Here is a 19,122-nt window from a genome sequence, read left to right on the forward strand (position 1 = left end):
TCGTAAAATCAAGCACCGCGGTGTGTCAGGTAAATCAGGGTGTCCGTTTCACGACTGCTTCGCAGCCGAACGCAGGCTTCGCCAGCTGCTACAGGGATCGTGTTCGATATGCGACCAACGATTGACTACCGGCGGGTGTGCCCGGAACCGAGGCGCGTTATACTGCCGCGCCTTTTTAGCGTCGCGCCAGCAGCCCCGGCGTGCCTTGTAAAGGTGCTTGCAACCGACCGATGCACCCAAGCTGCAAGCACCTTATTGAATGTTCCCGTCTTTTAGAGGAGCGCGACTCATGACCGTGATCAAGCAAGACGACCTGATTCAGAGCGTTGCCGACGCCCTGCAGTTCATTTCCTATTACCACCCCGTTGACTTCATCCAGGCGATGCACGAAGCCTACCTGCGCGAAGAATCGCCAGCGGCCCGTGACTCCATGGCGCAAATCCTGATCAACTCGCGGATGTGCGCCACCGGCCACCGCCCGATCTGCCAGGACACCGGCATCGTTACCGTCTTCGTTCGCGTGGGCATGGACGTACGTTGGGATGGCGCCACCATGGGCCTGGACGACATGATCAACGAAGGCGTGCGCCGGGCTTACAACCTGCCGGAAAACGTCCTGCGTGCCTCGATCCTCGCCGACCCGGCGGGCGCTCGTAAAAACACCAAGGACAACACCCCGGCCGTTATCCACTACTCCATCGTTCCGGGTAACACCGTTGAAGTGGACGTGGCGGCCAAGGGCGGCGGTTCCGAGAACAAGTCGAAAATGGCCATGCTCAACCCGTCCGACTCGATCGTTGACTGGGTGCTGAAAACCGTTCCGGAAATGGGCGCTGGCTGGTGCCCACCGGGCATGCTCGGCATCGGCATCGGCGGCACCGCCGAGAAAGCCGCCGTGATGGCCAAGGAAGTGTTGATGGAATCCATCGACATCCACGAGCTGAAAGCACGCGGCCCGCAGAATCGTATCGAAGAGATGCGCCTGGAGCTGTTCGAGAAGGTCAACCAACTGGGTATCGGCGCCCAGGGCCTGGGTGGCCTGACCACCGTGCTCGACGTGAAGATCATGGATTACCCGACCCACGCCGCTTCGTTGCCGGTGTGCATGATCCCGAACTGCGCCGCCACCCGTCACGCGCACTTCGTGCTCGACGGTTCCGGCCCGGCCTCTCTGGAAGCGCCACCGCTGGACGCCTACCCGGAAATCGTCTGGGAAGCCGGTCCGTCGGCTCGTCGCGTCAACCTCGACACCCTGACCCCGGAAGACGTGCAGAGCTGGAAGCCGGGCGAAACCGTCCTGCTCAACGGCAAAATGCTCACCGGTCGCGACGCCGCGCACAAGCGCATGGTCGAGATGCTGAACAAGGGTGAAACCCTGCCGGTGGACCTCAAGGGGCGCTTCATCTACTACGTCGGCCCGGTTGATCCGGTGCGTGAAGAAGTGGTGGGCCCTGCCGGCCCGACCACCGCGACGCGGATGGACAAGTTCACCCGTCAGATCCTCGAGCAAACCGGCCTGTTGGGCATGATCGGCAAATCCGAGCGCGGCCCGACCGCGATCGAAGCGATCAAGGACCACAAAGCCGTTTACCTGATGGCAGTCGGCGGCGCGGCTTACCTGGTGGCACAAGCCATCAAGAAATCCCGCGTGGTGGCTTTCGCCGAACTGGGCATGGAAGCGATCTACGAGTTCGACGTCAAAGACATGCCTGTGACTGTTGCGGTCGACAGCAAGGGTGAGTCGGTACACATCACCGGTCCTGCCATCTGGCAGAAAAAGATCAGTGAAAGTCTGGCGGTGGAAGTGCAGTAAACGCTTCAGCTTGCCAATACGGCTGGGTCGTCTTTTAGATGACCCGGCCGTTTTTTTGCGTGCCACTTTTACTATTCGCTATAAAGCGCAGCGTTTTTCACAGTATTCGGTCTAAAAAAAACCGCCTCACCTGTCAGATCTGACAGGTCACACCTTCCCCTGATTTTGTTAGCGTCGCTCTATCACGCGACACCGTTGCTACGGGAGAGCGCCAAGCCGACACAGGATCAGCCCCATGGAAGAACAAGCCTCCCTGAGCATTACTGAACCCTCCATTGCCAAGAGTGCTTCCATTGCCACGATTGGTAAAAGCTGGGGATCGGTCGGCGTGACGGGCAGTGCCTCGTTCGAGTTGCTGCTGCCCGCTTCAGTAGGGCGCGGTTTCGATCCCGTCATGGCGCTGAGCTATGACAGCCAGGGCGGTAACGGTCCGTTCGGCATTGGCTGGCGTTTGGGCACCAGTGCCATCACTCGCCGGACCAGCAAGGGCGTGCCCGATTACCTTGCCACTGACATCATGGTCGGCCCCGGTGGCGAAGAGTTGATGCCCGAGCTGGATGGCGAGGGCAAGCCAAAGTATGAAACCAAGGCCAAATACCGCGAGTTCGATATTGGCGAGCACCGCGTGTTGCGTTACTGGCCGCGGGTCGAGAGTTCGTTCGACCTGCTCGAGCTCTGGCAATCGGGAGATAAACCGCCCTTCTGGCTGGTGCACGGGGCCGATGGCAGCCTGCACGTCTACGGCAAGACTGACAATTCGCGCCGTGCCGAACCTGTCGACCCGGCCACCCCTGACGCGCCGCAGCGTATCGGTGTGTGGTTGCTGCTCGAAAGCATGAACCCCCATGGCGAACACATCTGTTTCGACTACAAGCGCGAAGAAGATGAGACTCACTCCCCGGATGACTCGCACGACTATCGTGCCCAGCGCTACCTGCAGCGGGTGTGTTACGGCAACGCCCAGGCCAGCAAAGACTTGTACGCCTGGACGGTGGAAAACCCGGCGACTCTGAGCTGGCATTTCCACCTGGTGTTCGACTATGGCGAGCGGACCCTGGATCTGGAAAAGAAACCGCTCTACGGCCTGCCATTCGATGAGCTTGGCGAGGGTTATGGTGAGTGGCAATTGCGAAGCGACCCCTTCCACAGCTACACCTATGGTTTTGAACTAGGAACTCGACGCCTGTGTCATCAGGTTTTGATGTTTCACCATTTCCCCGCAAAACCGGATCAAGAACTGACGTTGATTCGACGATTACTGCTGCAATACCAAACGACTCCTCTGGGGTACACCCAACTGGCAGCAGCGCACTATCAGGCGTACGACGCCAGTGGCGCCGTGGAAAACATGCCACCGGTGGAATTCGACTACTCGGGTTTCGAACTCAATAAGCAGTCGAGTCCGTTCTTTCCGTTCGAAAACATGCCTGGCATCGAGGACGGCGCGCACCATCAGTGCGTTGATTTGTTCGGTGAAGGCGTGCCCGGATTTATCTGTCGTTACGACAAGAGCTGGTATTACCGCGAACCCTTGCGTGCGCCCACGGGCACCGATGACATCCACTATGGCCCATGGACAGAACTGTCCAGAATTCCCGTGGCCGATCGCAATCAACCGACCTATCAGGCGTTGACCGATCTGACCGGCGATGGTCGGCTCGACTGGATCCTCGCCTCACCCGGCATGAGCGGTTTCCACACCCTCAACCCCGATCGCAGCTGGTCAGGGTTCATTCCCTTTACGGCGTTCCCGGTGGAGTTTTTCCACACGCTTTCACAGTCTGGCGACTTGATGGGCGACGGGCTCAGCTCGATGGCGCTGATCGGCCCGCGAAGCGTGCGCCTGTACGCCAATCGGCGTGAAGACGGTTTCGCCCCGGGTCAGGACGTCGAGCACACACCGGACACCGATCGCTTGCCGCTGTTCAGCAACTCACGCACCGAACTGGTGATGCTGGGCAACTTGCTGGGCAGCGACATGAGCGAGTTGTGCCGCATCCGGCATGACGAAATCAAATGCTGGCCGAACCTTGGCCTCGGTCGGTTCGGCAAGGGTTTTGTCATGAGTGGCCCGACCTTCGATTACGCGACATTCGACGCGGCGCGGGTGCGGATTGCCGACCTCGACGGCTCCGGTGCACCGGCACTGATTTATCTGAAGTCCGACTGTTTCGAGATCTATTTGAATCACGGCGGCAATGGCCTGGCGCAGATCCCTGTCAAGGTCCTCTGGCCCGTCGACATCCGTTACGACAACCTGTGCCAGGTCACCTTCGCCGACCTGCAAGGCCTGGGGTGCGCGAGCCTGATTTTGACCGTGCCGCACATGAAGCCACGGCACTGGCGCTACGATTTCGTCGGTGCCAAGCCTTACATGCTGGTGGCCAGTAACAACAACATGGGTTGCAGTACGCAGGTGGTGTATCGCAGTTCGGCGCAGGAATGGCTGGATGAAAAGAATCGGATACTCAAGCTCAAGCGTTTCCCGATTTCCTACTTGCCGTTCCCGGTGCCCGTGGTCAAGCAACAAAGCCAGCTCGATGAAATCACCGGCAACCGCTTGAACCAGTTTTTTCAGTATTTGCACGGTTATTACGATGGCCGAAACCGCGAGTTTCGCGGCTTCGGGTTGCTGCGCCAGACCGACAGCGAAACCGGCGCAAGTGAAGACGATATCGGCTTTACCGCCCCGGCGCTGGTCTGCACCTGGTTTCATACCGGACGGCAAATCGACCTGCCACGCGATGGCTATTTCAACCGTGACTCCGAAGCGTGTGATTTGAAACCCACGCTGTTCTGCCAGTATCACCGCAACGACGCTTTCGATGACCCGATCCCGACGCCCGATGAAGCCACCGCCCACGAAATCGCCCGCGCCCTCGCCGGGTCGGTGTTGCGGGTCGAAACCTACGCCGCCGATGACTTGGCCACGGCGGTGCCTTTCGCCGTAGAGGAAAGCCGCTACAAGGTCCGCGAGCTGCGCAAAAAGGGAGACCATTACGCGTACCCGATCATGCTGCCCTTGCAACTGGAGAAGATCAGCTACCAGTACGAGCGCTTCGCGAATGACCCGCTGTGCCGACATGAAATCACCTTGGGCCATGACGAGTTCGGTCTGCCTGTGCATGCCATTACGGTCAGTTATGCCCGGCGCAGAACCTCCATTGATGAACCGCCCTTTGACGATGTCGATGAACAGAAATGGTGGCTTGATGCCCATGACCCGGCGCAACAGTCGTATTACCTGAACGAATCCCGCACCGAGTTCATTCACTTGAAGGAGGACCTGCAAGGCTGGCGACTGGGTCTGCCCTATCTGCAACGGGGCAACGCAATGGTCTTGCCCAAGGGGACGGCCCCCGCAGGACTTACCCCGGCAGATATCTCCCATGAACGGTTTATCGAGCTGTACGCCACGCCCGAATGGGCCGTACAGAGGCTGCTGACCACGCAGTCGGTGTATCGCTACTTCAAGACTGACGATCGAACAGTACTTGCCGATGGCAAAGCCGATTTCGAAGCGCTGAGGGCACCGTTGGAACTCGCACAACTGGACAAGACAGCACTGCAAGCCTACGACACGGTGCCGTCGCTCGTTATTCGGGACGAACTGGAAAAAATCGGCTATTCGGCCATGCCTCTGGTGCTGGGGATAGACGAGGAGGCAGACAAGGAAGAGGACAATGAGAGAAATCTATGGTCGTCCCGGTATGGTTTTGCCAAGTACGGCGAGTTCGATAGTTTTTACAAAGTGATGGAGTACAACGAAACGCCCAGTTACGGCATCACGACAGCCCACTACGACGCTTACTGTCTGCTGCCGAAAAGCATCACGCAGCCGGACGGGTGCGAAGCCCGTTTCGAATATGACTATCACGCGCTGCAACTCATGCGCAGCATCGATGCCAATGACAATGTCGAGGAAGCCCTTTACGAGCCGTCCGGACAACCCCTTGCCATCAGTTTTTATGGCACTGAAGACGACAAAGACGTTGGTTTTCGCCCCCTCGATGAACACATACGTCCCGTGGACCATCGTCCGGACCCTGCCATCGAAAATCCGAAAGGCGCCCTGCAAGAAGCAGCCAGCGTATTGCGCAAGGACCTGTTCAGCTGGATGGGCGAACTCCCCCATTCCGTCAGGCAGACACCTGACTGGCTGACCACCTGGATTGCGCAAGGTTACGTGCTACCCACCCTGCATATTCGCGCCAGCGCCCGCCGTCGCCTGTCCCGGCTCAAATCCCTGACTACGCCTGAACAAGCGCTGCTCGACCTGATCCACTCGACTCCCCGCGAACCGGTGCACAGCGTCGTCCTCACCGCTGACCGCTATTTGGATGATGAGCTGCAGCAAATCCAGATCGTCAAAGCCTTTGTGGATGGTTTCGGTCGGCCACTGCAGACCAAACAGTTGGTCGAGCCGGGACAGGCTTTTGTGGTGGAAAACGGTGAGCTGGTGATTGAAGACGGCAAGCCAAAGGTCGCGCACGCCGATCAACGCTGGCGCGTCAGCGAACGTGTGGAATACAACAACAAAGGACTGGCTGTTCGGGTGTTTCGCCCTTACTTCGCCAATGGACATCGCTATATCAATGACCATTCCTTCCGTGAGTTCGGCCATCACGATCAGAACTTTTACGACGTGCTGGGTCGCCAGCACAAAGTCATCAACGCCAAAGGAGATGTCGCGCTCGAGATCATCCATCCCTGGTACGCCACCAAGCTGGACTTTAATGACACCTACGTTGCGCCGCCTGAAAGTGGGCTGAAGGCAGGCAAGTCATGACGACCGGGGTCCATTGGCGCACCCCGAACCTGACGGTCATTGATAGTCGGGGGTTGCCGATTCGCCAGGTCGCCTATTTGCGCAAGGTCATCGGCGGGTCGCTGGAAACTCTGATTACCCGACAGTGGCATGACGCTGCCGGGCGAATGCTCGGACAATCGGACCCGCGCCTGTTCGGTATCGTGCCCAACCTGACCACGGTGTACCGCCTTAGCGGCGAACCGCTGAAAGTCGATTCCGTCGATGCCGGTTGGCGATTGAGCCTGCCGGGGCTGGCGGGTGAAGAGCTCCAGCGCTGGGATCAACGCGGCAGTCATTGGCGCACCACCTACGACCCTCAGTTACGCCCGCTCGCCATCGAGGAAAACGGCCAGCCGAACGTCGAAACCGTTACCTACGCTGACGCCTCTGCCGATCCCGCCCGCAACCTGCGCGGCCAATTGACCGAGCAGGTCGACCGCTCCGGCACCTTGAGCTTCGACAGCTACAGCCTGCTGGGACAGCCACTGCGTGAAATCAGAACCCTGGCCGAGGGCAAGCCTTACCGCAGTAGCCGGATTTATGGCCCGCTCGGCACCGTGCTGAGCCAGACCGATGCCGGTGACCACCAGCAACAATCGCGTTACGACATTGCCGGGCAGCTCAAACAGGTTGAGCTGTGGATAAACGACAGCCCGAACTGGCAGCCAGTTCTGAAGGACGCGCAGTACAACGCCGCCGGCCAGATCATCGAACAACGCGCCGGCAATGACGTGCTCAGCACCTGGACCTACCTCCCGGCCGATGGGCGCCTGTCCACACAACGCGCTCAAAAAAACGCCGAGCCAGCGCTGCAAGATTTCGAATATTTCTACGACCGCGTCGGCAACATCACGCGCATCGAAGACCACGCGTTCAAACCGATTTACTTCGCCAACCAGCTCATCGACGGTCACCGCGATTTCACCTATGACTCGCTGTACCGGCTGACCAGTGCCACCGGTTACGACGATGCCCCGCCGTCGGATATTCCGGGCCGGCCCTCGCCCGGCGATCCCAACAATCGGCTCAACTACCAACAAGACTATGAATACGATCACGGCGGCAACCTGATCAGGCTGCGTCACGTGCGGGCGGGTGCCTCGCATACCCGCGAGATGGTCATCGACCCTGTCAGCAATCGTGGTGTGCGCTGGAAAGAGGGAGATCCTGTACCCGACTTTCCCGAGTTGTTCGACCTCCACGGCAACCTCCAGGACTTGCAACCGGGAAAAGCCTTGCAGTGGAACGCCCTGGATCAGCTCGAGTCGGTCACGCTGGTCAAACGCACTAACGGCTCGGATGACGAAGAGCTCTACCGCTACAGCCAGGGCGTGCGCGTGTACAAACGCCACGAAACCCACACCCCATCGCTGACTCATTTCCAGGACGTGATCTACCTGCCGGGGCTGGAAATCCGCACCCGCGACAACGGCGAAGAGTTGCACGTGATCACCCTGCCCGGCGGACACGGCAGTGTGCGTTGCCTGCACTGGGTCAGCGGCAAACCCGCAAAAATCGCCGCCGATCAATTGCGCTACAGCCTCGATGATCATTTGGGTTCCTGCGCGCTGGAGCTCGATCAACAGGCACAGGTGATCAGCCAGGAGGGTTATTACCCGTTCGGTGCCACCGCCTGGTTCGCGCGCGGAAGTGAGGTGGGCGTCGACTACAAAACCATCCGCTATTCGGGCAAGGAAATGGATGACAGCGGGTTGTATTACTATGGCGCGCGTTATTACGCGCCATGGTTGTGCTGTTGGGTGAGCGCAGATCCGGCCGGGGATGTTGATGGGCTGAATTTGTATGCGTTTGTGGGAAACAATCCGCTGAACTATGTCGATGAGCAAGGAGAGAAACGAACACCGGCGGAGTTGAGTGCCATCGTCAAAAATTACTCAAATCTGTTGGCGACGGTGGAGACCAGACTGGATCAGTCGATTTATCAATTGAATAATTTGCACCGTACCCGGGATATTTACAAATCAGGTGCCAAAAGATTGATTTTTACCAGCATCAATTTTTTCGCCTCAGCCATTGCAGCCGGTGTAGCAGGCGCGGCGGCGGCGGCCGGTGCCGTCGTTACGGGTCCGGCAGCTCCGATAGTCGGACCGATAGTCAGTATTGGCGCAGCCATCGCGGCGGCTGATTTAACAGGCAATGCTCTGGACAAAGTGGCTAAAAATAGCGCATTTGGATTTCCACTCTTACCAAAGGCAGACGACTTTGCTGTGGACAATATCGTCAAAGAAGCAGGGCCTTCGAGCCTGAAGGCGGAGGTGAAAGCAATGGCTTCCAAATACGACCCCCGAACAACGGACGGCCAAAAAGAAGCTGCCTTGGCAGTAGCCTTCAATGTTGCAGATACGTTCATCAGCACAACTCACCTGGAAAAATCGCTGGCCCTCTTTCGCTTGAGCACCGAAATGACCGAAGCGTTAAATGGCACACTCGGTCCGCGCGACCTCGAGGTAACAAACCAGGCCCTCGAAACAATGGGGGACTTCCTGAACAACCAGAAAGACTTGGTTGATGAGGCTCTGGACGAGCTTGAGAGCACTAACTCCATCGATAAGGCAGAACTCGCAGGGCTCCGACATCGGCTCGCAGGTATCGAGCCCGTAGTAATTGCCAAGATGGACCGCGTGGTGGATCTGAACGATCGATTAAAACAGCATCTTCAGCGACAACGCGCAGCTTGATCTGATGACAAACACTATTTCTGTCAGAACCCCAAGCCTCACGGCCATTGACGCTAGAGGCTTACCCATTCGTCATATGGCTTACCTGCGCACGGAAGTCGGTGGTGACGTGGAAACACTCATCACCCGACACGTCCATAACGCCGCTGGGCATCGGGTCGAGCAATGGGATCCGCGGCTACCCATCCCTAATCTGTGCAACGTCCATCGCCTCTCCGGCGACACAATCAAAATCGTCAGCGTCGATGCCGGCTGGCGTCTGAGCCTGCCAGGCCTCGCCGGGGAAGCGCTGCAGCGCTGGGACCAACGTGGCAGTCATTGGCGCACCACCTACGACCCTCTGTTGCGCCCGCTCGCCATCGAGGAAAACAGCCTGCCCAACGTCGAAACCTTTACCTATGCCGATGCCTCCGCCGATCCCGCCCACAACCTGCGCGGTCAGTTGACCGAGCAGCTCGACCGCTCCGGCACCTTGAGCTTCGACAGCTACGGTTTGCTGGGACAGCCACTGCGTGAAATCCGAACCCTGGCCGAGGGCAAGCCCTACCGCAGTAGCCGGATTTATGGCCCCCTCGGCACGGTGCTGAGCCAGACCGATGCCGGTGACCACCAGCAACAATCGCGTTACGACATTGCCGGGCAGCTCCAGCAGGTTGAGCTGCGGATCAAAGATGGCTTGAGTTGGGAATCGGTTTTCAAAGACGCGCAGTACAACGCCGCCGGCCAGATCACCGAACAACGGGCCGGCAATGACGTGCTGAGCACCTGGACCTACGACCCGGCCACTGGACGCCTGTCCACACAACGTGCGCAAAAAAACGCCGCGCCGGCGCTGCAAAACCTCGAGTACTTCTACGACCGCGTTGGCAACATCACCCGCATCGAAGACCACGCGTTCAAACCGATTTACTTCGCCAACCAACTCATCGACGGCCACCGCAACTTCACCTATGACTCGCTGTACCGGCTGACCCGCGCCACCGGTTACGACGATGCGCCGCCGTCAGATATTCCGGGCCGGCCCTCACCCGGCGATCCCAACAATCGGCTCAACTACCAACAAAACTATGAGTACGATCACGGCGGTAACCTGATCAAACTGCGTCACGTGCGGGCGGGCACCTCACAGACCCGCGAGATATTCATCGACCCTGCCAGCAACCGAGGTGTGCGCTGGAAAGAGGGGGATCCTGTACCCGATTTCCCCGAGTTGTACGACCGCCACGGCAATCTCCAAGACTTGCAACCGGGCAAAGCCTTGCAGTGGAACAGCCATGATCAGCTGGCATCGGTCACGCTGGTCAAACGCGACAATGGACCCGATGACGAAGAGTTCTACCGCTACAGCCAGGGCGTGCGCGTGTACAAACGGCATGAAACCCACACGTCATCGCTCAGCCATTTCCAGGACGTGATCTACCTGCCGGGGCTGGAAATCCGCACCCGCGACAGCGGCGAAGAATTGCACGTGATCACCCTGCCCGGCGGACACGGCAGTGTGCGTTGCCTGCACTGGGTCAGCGGCAAACCCGCCAACATCGCCGCCGATCAATTGCGCTACAGCCTCGACGATCATTTGGGTTCCGGCACGCTGGAGCTCGATCAAAATGCACAGCTGATCAGCGAGGAAGGTTATTACCCGTTCGGCGCCACGGCCTGGTATGCGCGGGGAAGCGAGGTGGACGTCGACTACAAAACCATCCGCTATTCAGGCAAGGAAATGGATGACAGCGGGCTGTATTACTACGGCGCGCGTTATTACGCGCCGTGGTTGCAGCGTTGGGTCAGTGCCGACCCCGCGGGGGATGTGGATGGGCTGAATCTGTATGGGTTTGTGGGGAACAATCCAATCTGTTACGTCGACATCAATGGCGAAGTCAAATGGCCGAGTATGGCTGACTTCAACGCGGGGGTAGACAGGATGATTGCCTCGGAAAATGCCAGCTACACCAAAAACGGCCAAGAGTTAGCGACACGCCGTTTAAAACACCAAATGAACAAGCAAGTGACTCGTCATATAGAAATACTCGGGATTACCAAACGCCGGACGCGAGATGCCGGCCAGCAGCTCAGCACGATGGGCTCAGGTTCAGACATCGCGCTTGCGGCGACGCGCAGAGCGATGGTGCTGGTGGCAGGTAAAGCCATCAGTTATGGCGTGGGGCTTGCCGTCGGCATCGGGGCCCAGGCCTTGGGCATAGTCGCTCCTGGTGTCGGCAACCTTGTGGGTGCAGGGTTAGGGTTCGGCGCCAAAATTGCAGTCAGCGGCCTCGTGGACTACGTTGCCGAAAGAACAGGCTTGAGCGCGTCAGTAAACTTGAAAACCACAAGACTGACGCCGGAAAAAATAATACAGAAAGCTGAATATAAGCAGATGAATCCGGGTGAATATTTAAAAGCAAAATATCAGAACATGAACTTCAGCTCTCAGAAGTCGGGGTTGAAACTTACAAAAGAAGCCACTGCTCTTGCCTCCAGTGAAATATTGAAGGCAACGCTGACAGGACTTCCTTCGGAAGCAGTGAGCGCAATCAGCAGTGGCGTAGGCGTCATACTGGGGTTACCGGAAATATTTAATGAAGCACTTGGAGCCAGCAAGGAGAAATCAAGCGAAAAAATGGATGAGTTCGAAAAAGGTATTCTCGGGCTCGCAGACACTATTGAGTCGAGCATGGATAGCATTCACGAGTATGCCGATGCCCTTTCCGTCACCAGTATCAATGGTATCGATATTCGAAGTCTGGATAAGGAAACGGGCAATATCACCGGCACGCTGTACAGTTTCGTGAATACTATTCGAGTTCACAGAAACAGCGGTAAAGCCGCTGCATAAACGTATGAGCTTTACACTGGCAACTCTGTCCACACGCGGCGGCATGCTATGGTGCGCGCCCGTATTGCTGACTGTTTACTACGCCATGCTTGCGACCTCCCGGACGTTACGTCTGATGCTGTACACCTTGCTGATCGTTGCCGGCGCAGCGCTGGCGGCCGGTTTTGCCATCCGCCACACCGAGCGCCAGGCCCTGGTCGAAGACGCCGCCCGCGCCAATCAGCAATTGGCTCTCTACGCCAATTCCCTGCACACCCTGATCGATCGCTACCGCGCCCTGCCCGCCGTACTCGCGCTGGACCCGGAGTTACGCGCCGCGCTCAAGGGTTCGGTAACCGCTGAACAGCAGGACGCACTGAACCGCAAGCTGGAAAAGATCAACGGCGCGGCGCAATCCTCGACCCTGGAACTGCTCGACCACACCGGTCTGGCGGTGGCCGCCAGCAATTGGCGTTTGCCCAGCAGTTACGTCGGTCACAACTACGGTTTCCGCCCCTACTTCAGCGAGACACGCACCCAGGGCACCGGGCGCTTTTATGCGGTGGGCGTGACCAGCGGCATTCCCGGTTACTTCCTGTCCAGTGCGGTTACCGGTGACGACGGCCAGTTCCTCGGCGCGATGGTGGTGAAACTCGAATTTCCGGAACTGGAGCGCGAATGGCGTCAGGGCAGCGACACGCTGCTGGTCAGTGATGCACGCGGGATTATCTTCATCGCCAACCAGCCGGGCTGGCGCTATCGCCTGTTGAAACCGCTGAGTGACAGCGATCACGCGGAGCTCAAGGCCACCCGCCAATACGACAAACAACCGCTGACCCCGCTCGAGTATCAATCGGTGCGGCGCTTCGACGACAACAGTGATCTGACGCGGGTCGTGGGCCCTGACGGGACGGCCAATTACCTGTGGGAATCGCTGCCGCTGAGCACTGAAGGCTGGACGTTACACCTGCTGCGCCGCCCGCAAGTCGCATTCGAAGACAGCCGTAACGCCGGGCTCGCCGCCGCCGGGTTGTGGCTGGCGGTGGTGTTTCTGTTGCTGTTCCTCAATCAGCGCTGGCGTCTGGCCAAACTGCGCCAGCGCAGTCGTGAAGAGCTCGAGCAACTGGTGGAAGAGCGCACTCGCGAGCTGCGCACCGCTCAGGACGGTCTGGTGCAATCAGCCAAACTCGCCGCGCTCGGCCAGATGTCTGCCGCGCTGGCCCATGAAATCAACCAGCCGCTGACCGCCCAACGCATGCAGCTTGCTACTTTGAGGCTGCTGCTCGATCACGGTCGGGTCGACGACGCTTACAAGGCGCTCAAACCGGTGGATGACATGCTGACGCGCATGGCCGCCCTCACCGGTCACCTGAAAACCTTCGCCCGCAAAAGCCCCAGCGGTTTACGCGAACGGCTGGATTTGGCCGCGGTGGTCGACCAATCGTTGCAGCTGCTCGACACAAGGTTGCGCGATGAACAGGTCAGCACGGTGCTGCACCTGACGCGCCCGGCCTGGGTGCGAGGCGATGCGATTCGCCTGGAACAGGTGCTGATCAATTTGCTGCGCAATGCCCTGGATGCGATGCACGATAAACCGTGCAAGCGCCTGGAAATCCGTATCGAAGCCGACGAACAACTCTGGCGCCTGACCGTCGCCGACAACGGTGGCGGCATTGCCGAAGAGCACTTGGCCAACGTGTTTGATCCGTTCTTCACCACCAAACCGGTGGGTGATGGCCTGGGCCTCGGGCTGGCCGTGTCCTTTGCCATCGTTCACGAATCGGGCGGACGCCTGAGCGCCAACAATCATGCAAACGGCGCGGTGTTCACCGTGACCTTGCCCATCGACCTGGAGGCCCCCGGCTCATGCTGAATTCAGTGATGGTGGTCGACGACGAAAGCAGTATTCGCAGTGCCGTTGAACAATGGCTGAGCCTGTCGGGGTTCGAGGTGCAGTTGTTCAGCCGCGCCGATGAATGCCTGGCGCAGTTGCCCAAGCATTTCCCCGGGGTGATCCTCAGCGACGTGCGCATGCCTGGCATGACCGGCCTGGAACTGCTGGCCGAGGTTCAGCGGCGCGACGCCGACTTGCCGGTGATTCTGCTGACCGGTCACGGCGATGTGCCAATGGCGGTCGAAGCGATGCGCGATGGCGCCTACGACTTCCTTGAAAAACCCTTCAGCCCCGAAACCCTGCTCGGCAGTCTGCGCCGTGCGCTGGACAAGCGACGGCTGGTGCTGGAAAACCGTGCCCTGCACGAGCAGGCAGACAACCGCGCCAAACTCGATGTGACGTTGCTGGGCGTGTCCCGTGGTTTGCAGACGCTGCGTCGGCAAGTGCTGGACCTGGCGACGCTGCCGGTCAATGTGTTGATTCGCGGTGAAACCGGCAGCGGCAAGGAATTGGTTGCCCGTTGCCTGCACGACTTTGGTCCGCGTGCCGACAAACCGTTTGTGGCATTGAACTGTGCGGCGATCCCCGAGCAGTTGTTCGAGGCCGAGCTGTTCGGTCACGAAAGCGGCGCGTTCACCGGCGCTTCAGGCAAACGTATCGGCAAGCTCGAATACGCCGATGGCGGCACGCTGTTTCTCGATGAAATCGAAAGCATGCCGCTGGCCCAGCAGGTGAAATTGCTGCGGGTGTTGCAGGAGCAGAAGCTGGAGCGGTTGGGCTCGAATCAGAGCATCCGCGTGGATTTGCGAATCATCGCCGCGACCAAACCCGACTTGCTGGACGAAGCCCGGGCCGGGCGCTTTCGCGAGGATTTGGCCTATCGGTTGAACGTGGCCGAGTTGCGACTGCCACCGTTGCGCGAGCGGCGTGAAGACATTCCGTTGTTGTTCGAGTCCTTTGCACAAAATGCCGCCGAGCGTTTGGGGCGCACTTTTCCACCGCTGAGCGGCCCACAGTTGAGCCACCTGCTGAGCCACGACTGGCCGGGCAATGTGCGCGAATTGGCAAACGTTGCTGAGCGACAAGTGTTGGGACTGGGCGAGCCGGAACCGGTGGGGATTGATCCTGGGCAATCGCTGGCAGCACAGCAGGAAGCGTTTGAAGCGCATTGTCTGCGCGCGGCGTTGACCCGGCATAAGGGCGACGTGAAAGCGGTGCTTGAAGAACTGCAGCTGCCGCGCCGGACGTTCAATGAAAAGATGCAGCGACATGGCCTGACCCGCGAGATGTTCCTGCAAGACAGTTGATTTTTTTGTTGTCTGGTCTGGCCTCATCGCGAGCAAGCTCGCTCCCACAATGTCCGGTGTACACAGTTCAATTGTGGGAGCGAGCTTGCTCGCGATGAGGCCGGTTCAAGCAAAGCAATTCCACGAGTTAATTGAGCGGTTTTCCGCTTACGTCCAATCCAAAACAAGCGGATTTCCGCTCACCGCAAACATTCACCCCCTCTAAACCGGCCCTCCTCCCCTTGGCACATCTCCTGCTATAGCCCAAGCAGGCTGCGTTTCAACGCGCTCCACAAAAACAATTAAATGAAGGATCCGTCATGGATAACTCACAAACCCTGCCTCTTGGGTCGGCAGCTACGCCTGCCAAAGAAAGAACCACTGCCAGTCGCATCAAATCGATCTTCAGCGGCTCTGTCGGCAACATGGTCGAGTGGTACGACTGGTACGTCTACGCCGCCTTCTCCCTGTACTTCGCCAAGGCCTTTTTCCCCAAAGGCGACACCACCGCACAACTGCTGAACACCGCCGCGATCTTCGCCGTGGGCTTCCTGATGCGCCCGATCGGTGGCTGGTTGATGGGCCTTTACGCCGACAAGGCCGGTCGCAAGAAAGCACTGATGGCTTCGGTGTACCTGATGTGTTTCGGCTCGCTGCTGATCGCCCTGAGCCCGGGTTATGAAACCATTGGCATCGGCGCACCGATCCTGCTGATTTTCGCCCGTTTGCTGCAAGGCCTGTCGGTCGGTGGCGAGTACGGCACCTCGGCAACGTACCTCAGCGAGATGGCGACCAAGGATCGTCGCGGCTTCTACTCCAGCTTCCAGTACGTGACCCTGATCTCCGGTCAGCTCATCGCCCTGGCCGTGCTGATCGTGCTGCAACAGACCCTGACCACTGAAGAGCTGTACGCCTGGGGCTGGCGCATCCCGTTCGCCATCGGCGCACTGTGTGCCGTGGTCGCGCTGTACTTGCGTCGTGGCATGGAAGAAACCGAGTCGTTCACCAAGAAAGAGAAGGCCAAGGAAAGCGCCATGCGCACCTTGATGCGCCATCCGAAGGAACTGATGACCGTGGTCGGCCTGACCATGGGCGGCACCCTGGCGTTCTACACCTACACCACGTACATGCAGAAATACCTGGTGAACACTGTCGGCATGAGCATCTCCGACTCCACCACGATTTCCGCTGCCACGCTGTTCCTGTTCATGTGCTTGCAACCGCTTGTTGGCGGGCTGTCGGATAAAGTCGGTCGCCGGCCAATCCTGATTGCCTTCGGTATTCTCGGGACGCTGTTCACCGTGCCGATCCTGACCACCCTGCACACCGTGCAGACCTGGTGGGGCGCGTTCTTCCTGATCATGGCGGCGCTGATTATCGTCAGCGGCTACACCTCGATCAACGCGGTGGTCAAAGCCGAACTGTTCCCGACCGAAATCCGCGCCCTGGGCGTCGGCCTGCCGTACGCGCTGACCGTGTCGATCTTCGGCGGCACCGCTGAATACATCGCACTGTGGTTCAAGAGCATCGGTATGGAAACCGGTTACTACTGGTATGTCACCGCGTGTATTGCCGTGTCGTTGCTGGTCTACGTGACCATGAAAGACACCCGCAAGCATTCGCGGATCGAGACCGACTGACAGTTACATTGATGGTGGCTGTGATGGCCCCATCGCGAGCAGGCTCGCTCCCACATTTGACCGCATTCTCATGAAAGAACTCGGTCAGTGTGGGAGAGCATCGGCATGGAAACCGGTTACTACTGGTATGTCACCGCGTGTATTGCCGTGTCGTTGCTGGTCTACGTGACCATGAAAGACACCCGCAAGCATTCGCGGATCGAGACGGACTGACAGTTGCATTGATGGTGGCTGTGATGGCCCCATCGCGAGCAGGCTCGCTCCCACATTTGACCGCATTCTCATGAAAGAACTCGGTCAGTGTGGGAGTGAGCCTGCTCGCGATGGCTGCACCTCGGTATCAAGTCAACTCGGCAACCGCAGGCTTCGCGAACTTCTTCTGCGCATACGAAGCACCCGCAATCATCACCACCAAAATCCCCGCCAACACCAACGACGAACCGATGGTGCCGAAATCCAGCCCACCCTTTGCATGGGGCTTGGTCAGGAAATCGCCCAACGTCGCGCCAAACGGCCGTGTCAGCACAAACGCCACCCAGAACAGCAGCACCGACGAAATTTTGGTGAAATATTTGAGCAACACCACCACCGCAATGGTCGAGCCGATCAGCAGTGCACCACCGGCAAAACCGAGGCCCGAGTCATCGGCCAGGTAGTCGCCAAGCGCAGTGCCCAGGGTGTTGGAAAACAGTATCGCCATCCAGTAAAACATCTCGCCGCGAAAGGTCTGGACCTTGGTGACGTTCAGCGAATCGCCGCTCAAGCGCCACGCAGCAAAAATCCCTATCAAAATCGCAATCAGGATCATCGAGCCCGTGGCATAACCCAACCCAAGGGTGCGGTCCATGAAATCAGACATTGTGGTGCCGGCCGTGCTGGTCGACAAAATCACGATCCAGTACAGCACCGGTTTGTAGGTTTTGGACATCAGCTGCGTGATCAGCGTCAGTACGAACACGCTGATCAAAATCAGCGAGCTGATGGCGTAACCGACGTTGAGGGTCATCGACAGTAAGTCGCCGGCGGTTTCCCCCAGGGTCGTCGCGCAGATTTTCATCACCCAGAACGCCAGGGTGATTTGAGGAAGTTTGTTCATCGAGGGTAAAGCTCCAATAGTCAGGGCAGCCGTTTTCTCAGGCTTTGGACGCCGCGCAGACTGAAGGTGAGGCCGTGAAAATTAGGTAGGTGCTTTATGAAAAAACTGTCACACAAGCCACTGCGCCGTCATTGCCACACTGGAAATTGCTGGCCACCGCTTGCACTATGGCCCTCTTCGCTACAAACCGAACTCAGGAACCCCGCGCCATGCCCGACGACATCCACTTCTACGAACCCGCCAACGGCCACGGCCTGCCGCATGACCCGTTCAATGCGATCGTCGGCCCTCGTCCCATTGGCTGGATTTCCTCTCAGGATGCCGATGGCCGCCTGAACCTGGCGCCTTACAGTTTCTTCAACGCGTTCAACTACATTCCGCCGATCATTGGGTTTTCCAGTGTCGGGCGCAAAGACAGCCTGAATAACATCGAGCAGACCGGCGAATTCGTCTGGAACCTGGCGACCCGGCCACTGGCCGAGCAGATGAACCAGAGCTCTGCCATGGCCCCGCCCGAGGTCAACGAGTTCGAGTTGTCCGGGCTAACCCCGGCAGCGTCGAAAATCATTCAGGTGCCGCGCGTCGCCGAAAGCCCGGTGTCCTTCGAGTGCAAGGTCACGCAGATCATTCAGTTGCAGCGGGCCGATGGCAACGTGGTGCCGAGCTGGCTGATTCTCGGCGAAGTGGTCGCCGTGCATATCGCCAAATGGCTGTTGAAGGATGGGGTGTACGACACCGCCGCGGCAGAACCGATTCTGCGCGGCGGCGGGCCAGCGGATTATTTCCAGCTGGGGCCTGAGGCGTTGTTCAAGATGTATCGCCCGGGGGCGAAAAGGTAATTACCAGATCAGGTCGCCGTCTTCGCTGACGTCCCTGAGACGGGTCAGTTCCTTGGCTGCGGCCTCGTCGGCCTCATGGGCAGTTTTGAAGGTCTGTTCTTCGAGCAGCTTGTGAAAGCGCGGCGCACCCGAACCACCGATGGCTTTGGTGGCGATTGCGGCGTGATAACCGCCTTCACGGGGTACTACGGCAGATACGGCTTCGAAGGTTTCAAAGGCTTTGCGTGCCATGT

Annotated in this window: 10 protein-coding genes and 1 pseudogene; 9 read left to right on the forward strand and 2 right to left on the reverse strand. The window is 58.7% G+C overall.

The annotated features are described in order from the left end of the window. Nucleotides 1-289: 289 nt before the first annotated feature. From AC3IUE_RS26110 to AC3IUE_RS26145, 8 genes and pseudogenes are all read left to right on the forward strand, one after another. Entirely contained in the window at nucleotides 290-1,813 is a 1,524-nt protein-coding gene (locus AC3IUE_RS26110) for a fumarate hydratase (protein WP_129437918.1), read from the forward strand. Nucleotides 1,814-2,048: 235 nt separating this feature from the next. After that, nucleotides 2,049-6,602: a SpvB/TcaC N-terminal domain-containing protein gene (locus tag AC3IUE_RS26115; RefSeq protein WP_489264188.1), complete on the forward strand. Its 4,554-nt coding sequence runs from the start codon at nucleotides 2,049-2,051 to the stop codon at nucleotides 6,600-6,602. Continuing rightward, complete coding sequence (locus AC3IUE_RS26120; RefSeq protein WP_489264189.1) at nucleotides 6,599-9,322, forward strand: RHS repeat domain-containing protein; 2,724 nt, start codon at nucleotides 6,599-6,601, stop codon at nucleotides 9,320-9,322. Before AC3IUE_RS26115 ends, AC3IUE_RS26120 begins: the two co-directional genes overlap by 4 nt. Before the next feature lie 4 nt (nucleotides 9,323-9,326). Then, entirely contained in the window at nucleotides 9,327-12,155 is a 2,829-nt protein-coding gene (locus AC3IUE_RS26125; protein ID WP_489264190.1) for an RHS repeat domain-containing protein, read from the forward strand. A gap of 43 nt (nucleotides 12,156-12,198) precedes the next feature. Further along, nucleotides 12,199-14,007 (forward strand): sensor histidine kinase, encoded by a 1,809-nt coding sequence (locus AC3IUE_RS26130; RefSeq protein ID WP_489268953.1) that lies wholly within the window; start codon nucleotides 12,199-12,201, stop codon nucleotides 14,005-14,007. Further along, nucleotides 14,001-15,335 carry a sigma-54-dependent transcriptional regulator gene (locus tag AC3IUE_RS26135; RefSeq protein ID WP_489264191.1) on the forward strand — a complete coding sequence of 445 codons (1,335 nt, stop codon included), beginning with the start codon at nucleotides 14,001-14,003 and terminating at the stop codon, nucleotides 15,333-15,335. The genes AC3IUE_RS26130 and AC3IUE_RS26135 overlap by 7 nt, the downstream gene beginning before the upstream one ends. A gap of 299 nt (nucleotides 15,336-15,634) precedes the next feature. Further along, on the forward strand, nucleotides 15,635-16,954 hold the full coding sequence (locus tag AC3IUE_RS26140; protein ID WP_056741358.1) for an MFS transporter: 1,320 nt from the start codon (nucleotides 15,635-15,637) through the stop codon (nucleotides 16,952-16,954). Nucleotides 16,955-17,044: 90 nt separating this feature from the next. Then, nucleotides 17,045-17,167, forward strand: a pseudogene (locus AC3IUE_RS26145) (hypothetical protein); the annotation flags it as partial. A gap of 127 nt (nucleotides 17,168-17,294) precedes the next feature. Here AC3IUE_RS26145 and AC3IUE_RS26150 read toward each other — a convergent pair. Next, the gene (locus AC3IUE_RS26150; RefSeq protein WP_489264192.1) at nucleotides 17,295-18,050 is read right to left on the reverse strand and encodes a COG4705 family protein; all 756 of its coding nucleotides are present in this window, start codon (nucleotides 18,048-18,050) and stop codon (nucleotides 17,295-17,297) included. 209 nt (nucleotides 18,051-18,259) lie between these two features. On the opposite strand from AC3IUE_RS26150, the gene AC3IUE_RS26155 reads away from it, so the two are divergent. After that, on the forward strand, nucleotides 18,260-18,889 hold the full coding sequence (locus tag AC3IUE_RS26155) for a flavin reductase family protein (protein ID WP_489264193.1): 630 nt from the start codon (nucleotides 18,260-18,262) through the stop codon (nucleotides 18,887-18,889). On the opposite strand, the gene AC3IUE_RS26160 is transcribed toward AC3IUE_RS26155, so the two are convergent. After that, nucleotides 18,890-19,120: a hypothetical protein gene (locus AC3IUE_RS26160; protein WP_008156042.1), complete on the reverse strand. Its 231-nt coding sequence runs from the start codon at nucleotides 19,118-19,120 to the stop codon at nucleotides 18,890-18,892. Between the last annotated feature and the right edge of the window lie 2 nt (nucleotides 19,121-19,122).

The organism is Pseudomonas sp. GL_093 (assembly GCF_057837605.1).

Bases quoted from the DNA above. Each gene is read 5' to 3' on its own strand.
- AC3IUE_RS26135 (WP_489264191.1), top strand. From the start codon at position 14,001: ATGCTGAATTCAGTGATGGTGGTCGACGACGAAAGCAGTATTCGCAGT.
- AC3IUE_RS26155 (WP_489264193.1), top strand. From the start codon at position 18,260: ATGCCCGACGACATCCACTTCTACGAACCCGCCAACGGCCACGGCCTG.
- AC3IUE_RS26130 (WP_489268953.1), top strand. From the start codon at position 12,199: ATGCTATGGTGCGCGCCCGTATTGCTGACTGTTTACTACGCCATGCTT.
- AC3IUE_RS26140 (WP_056741358.1), top strand. From the start codon at position 15,635: ATGGATAACTCACAAACCCTGCCTCTTGGGTCGGCAGCTACGCCTGCC.
- AC3IUE_RS26110 (WP_129437918.1), top strand. From the start codon at position 290: ATGACCGTGATCAAGCAAGACGACCTGATTCAGAGCGTTGCCGACGCC.
- AC3IUE_RS26160 (WP_008156042.1), bottom strand. From the start codon at position 19,120: ATGGCACGCAAAGCCTTTGAAACCTTCGAAGCCGTATCTGCCGTAGTA.
- AC3IUE_RS26125 (WP_489264190.1), top strand. From the start codon at position 9,327: ATGACAAACACTATTTCTGTCAGAACCCCAAGCCTCACGGCCATTGAC.
- AC3IUE_RS26120 (WP_489264189.1), top strand. From the start codon at position 6,599: ATGACGACCGGGGTCCATTGGCGCACCCCGAACCTGACGGTCATTGAT.
- AC3IUE_RS26115 (WP_489264188.1), top strand. From the start codon at position 2,049: ATGGAAGAACAAGCCTCCCTGAGCATTACTGAACCCTCCATTGCCAAG.
- AC3IUE_RS26150 (WP_489264192.1), bottom strand. From the start codon at position 18,050: ATGAACAAACTTCCTCAAATCACCCTGGCGTTCTGGGTGATGAAAATC.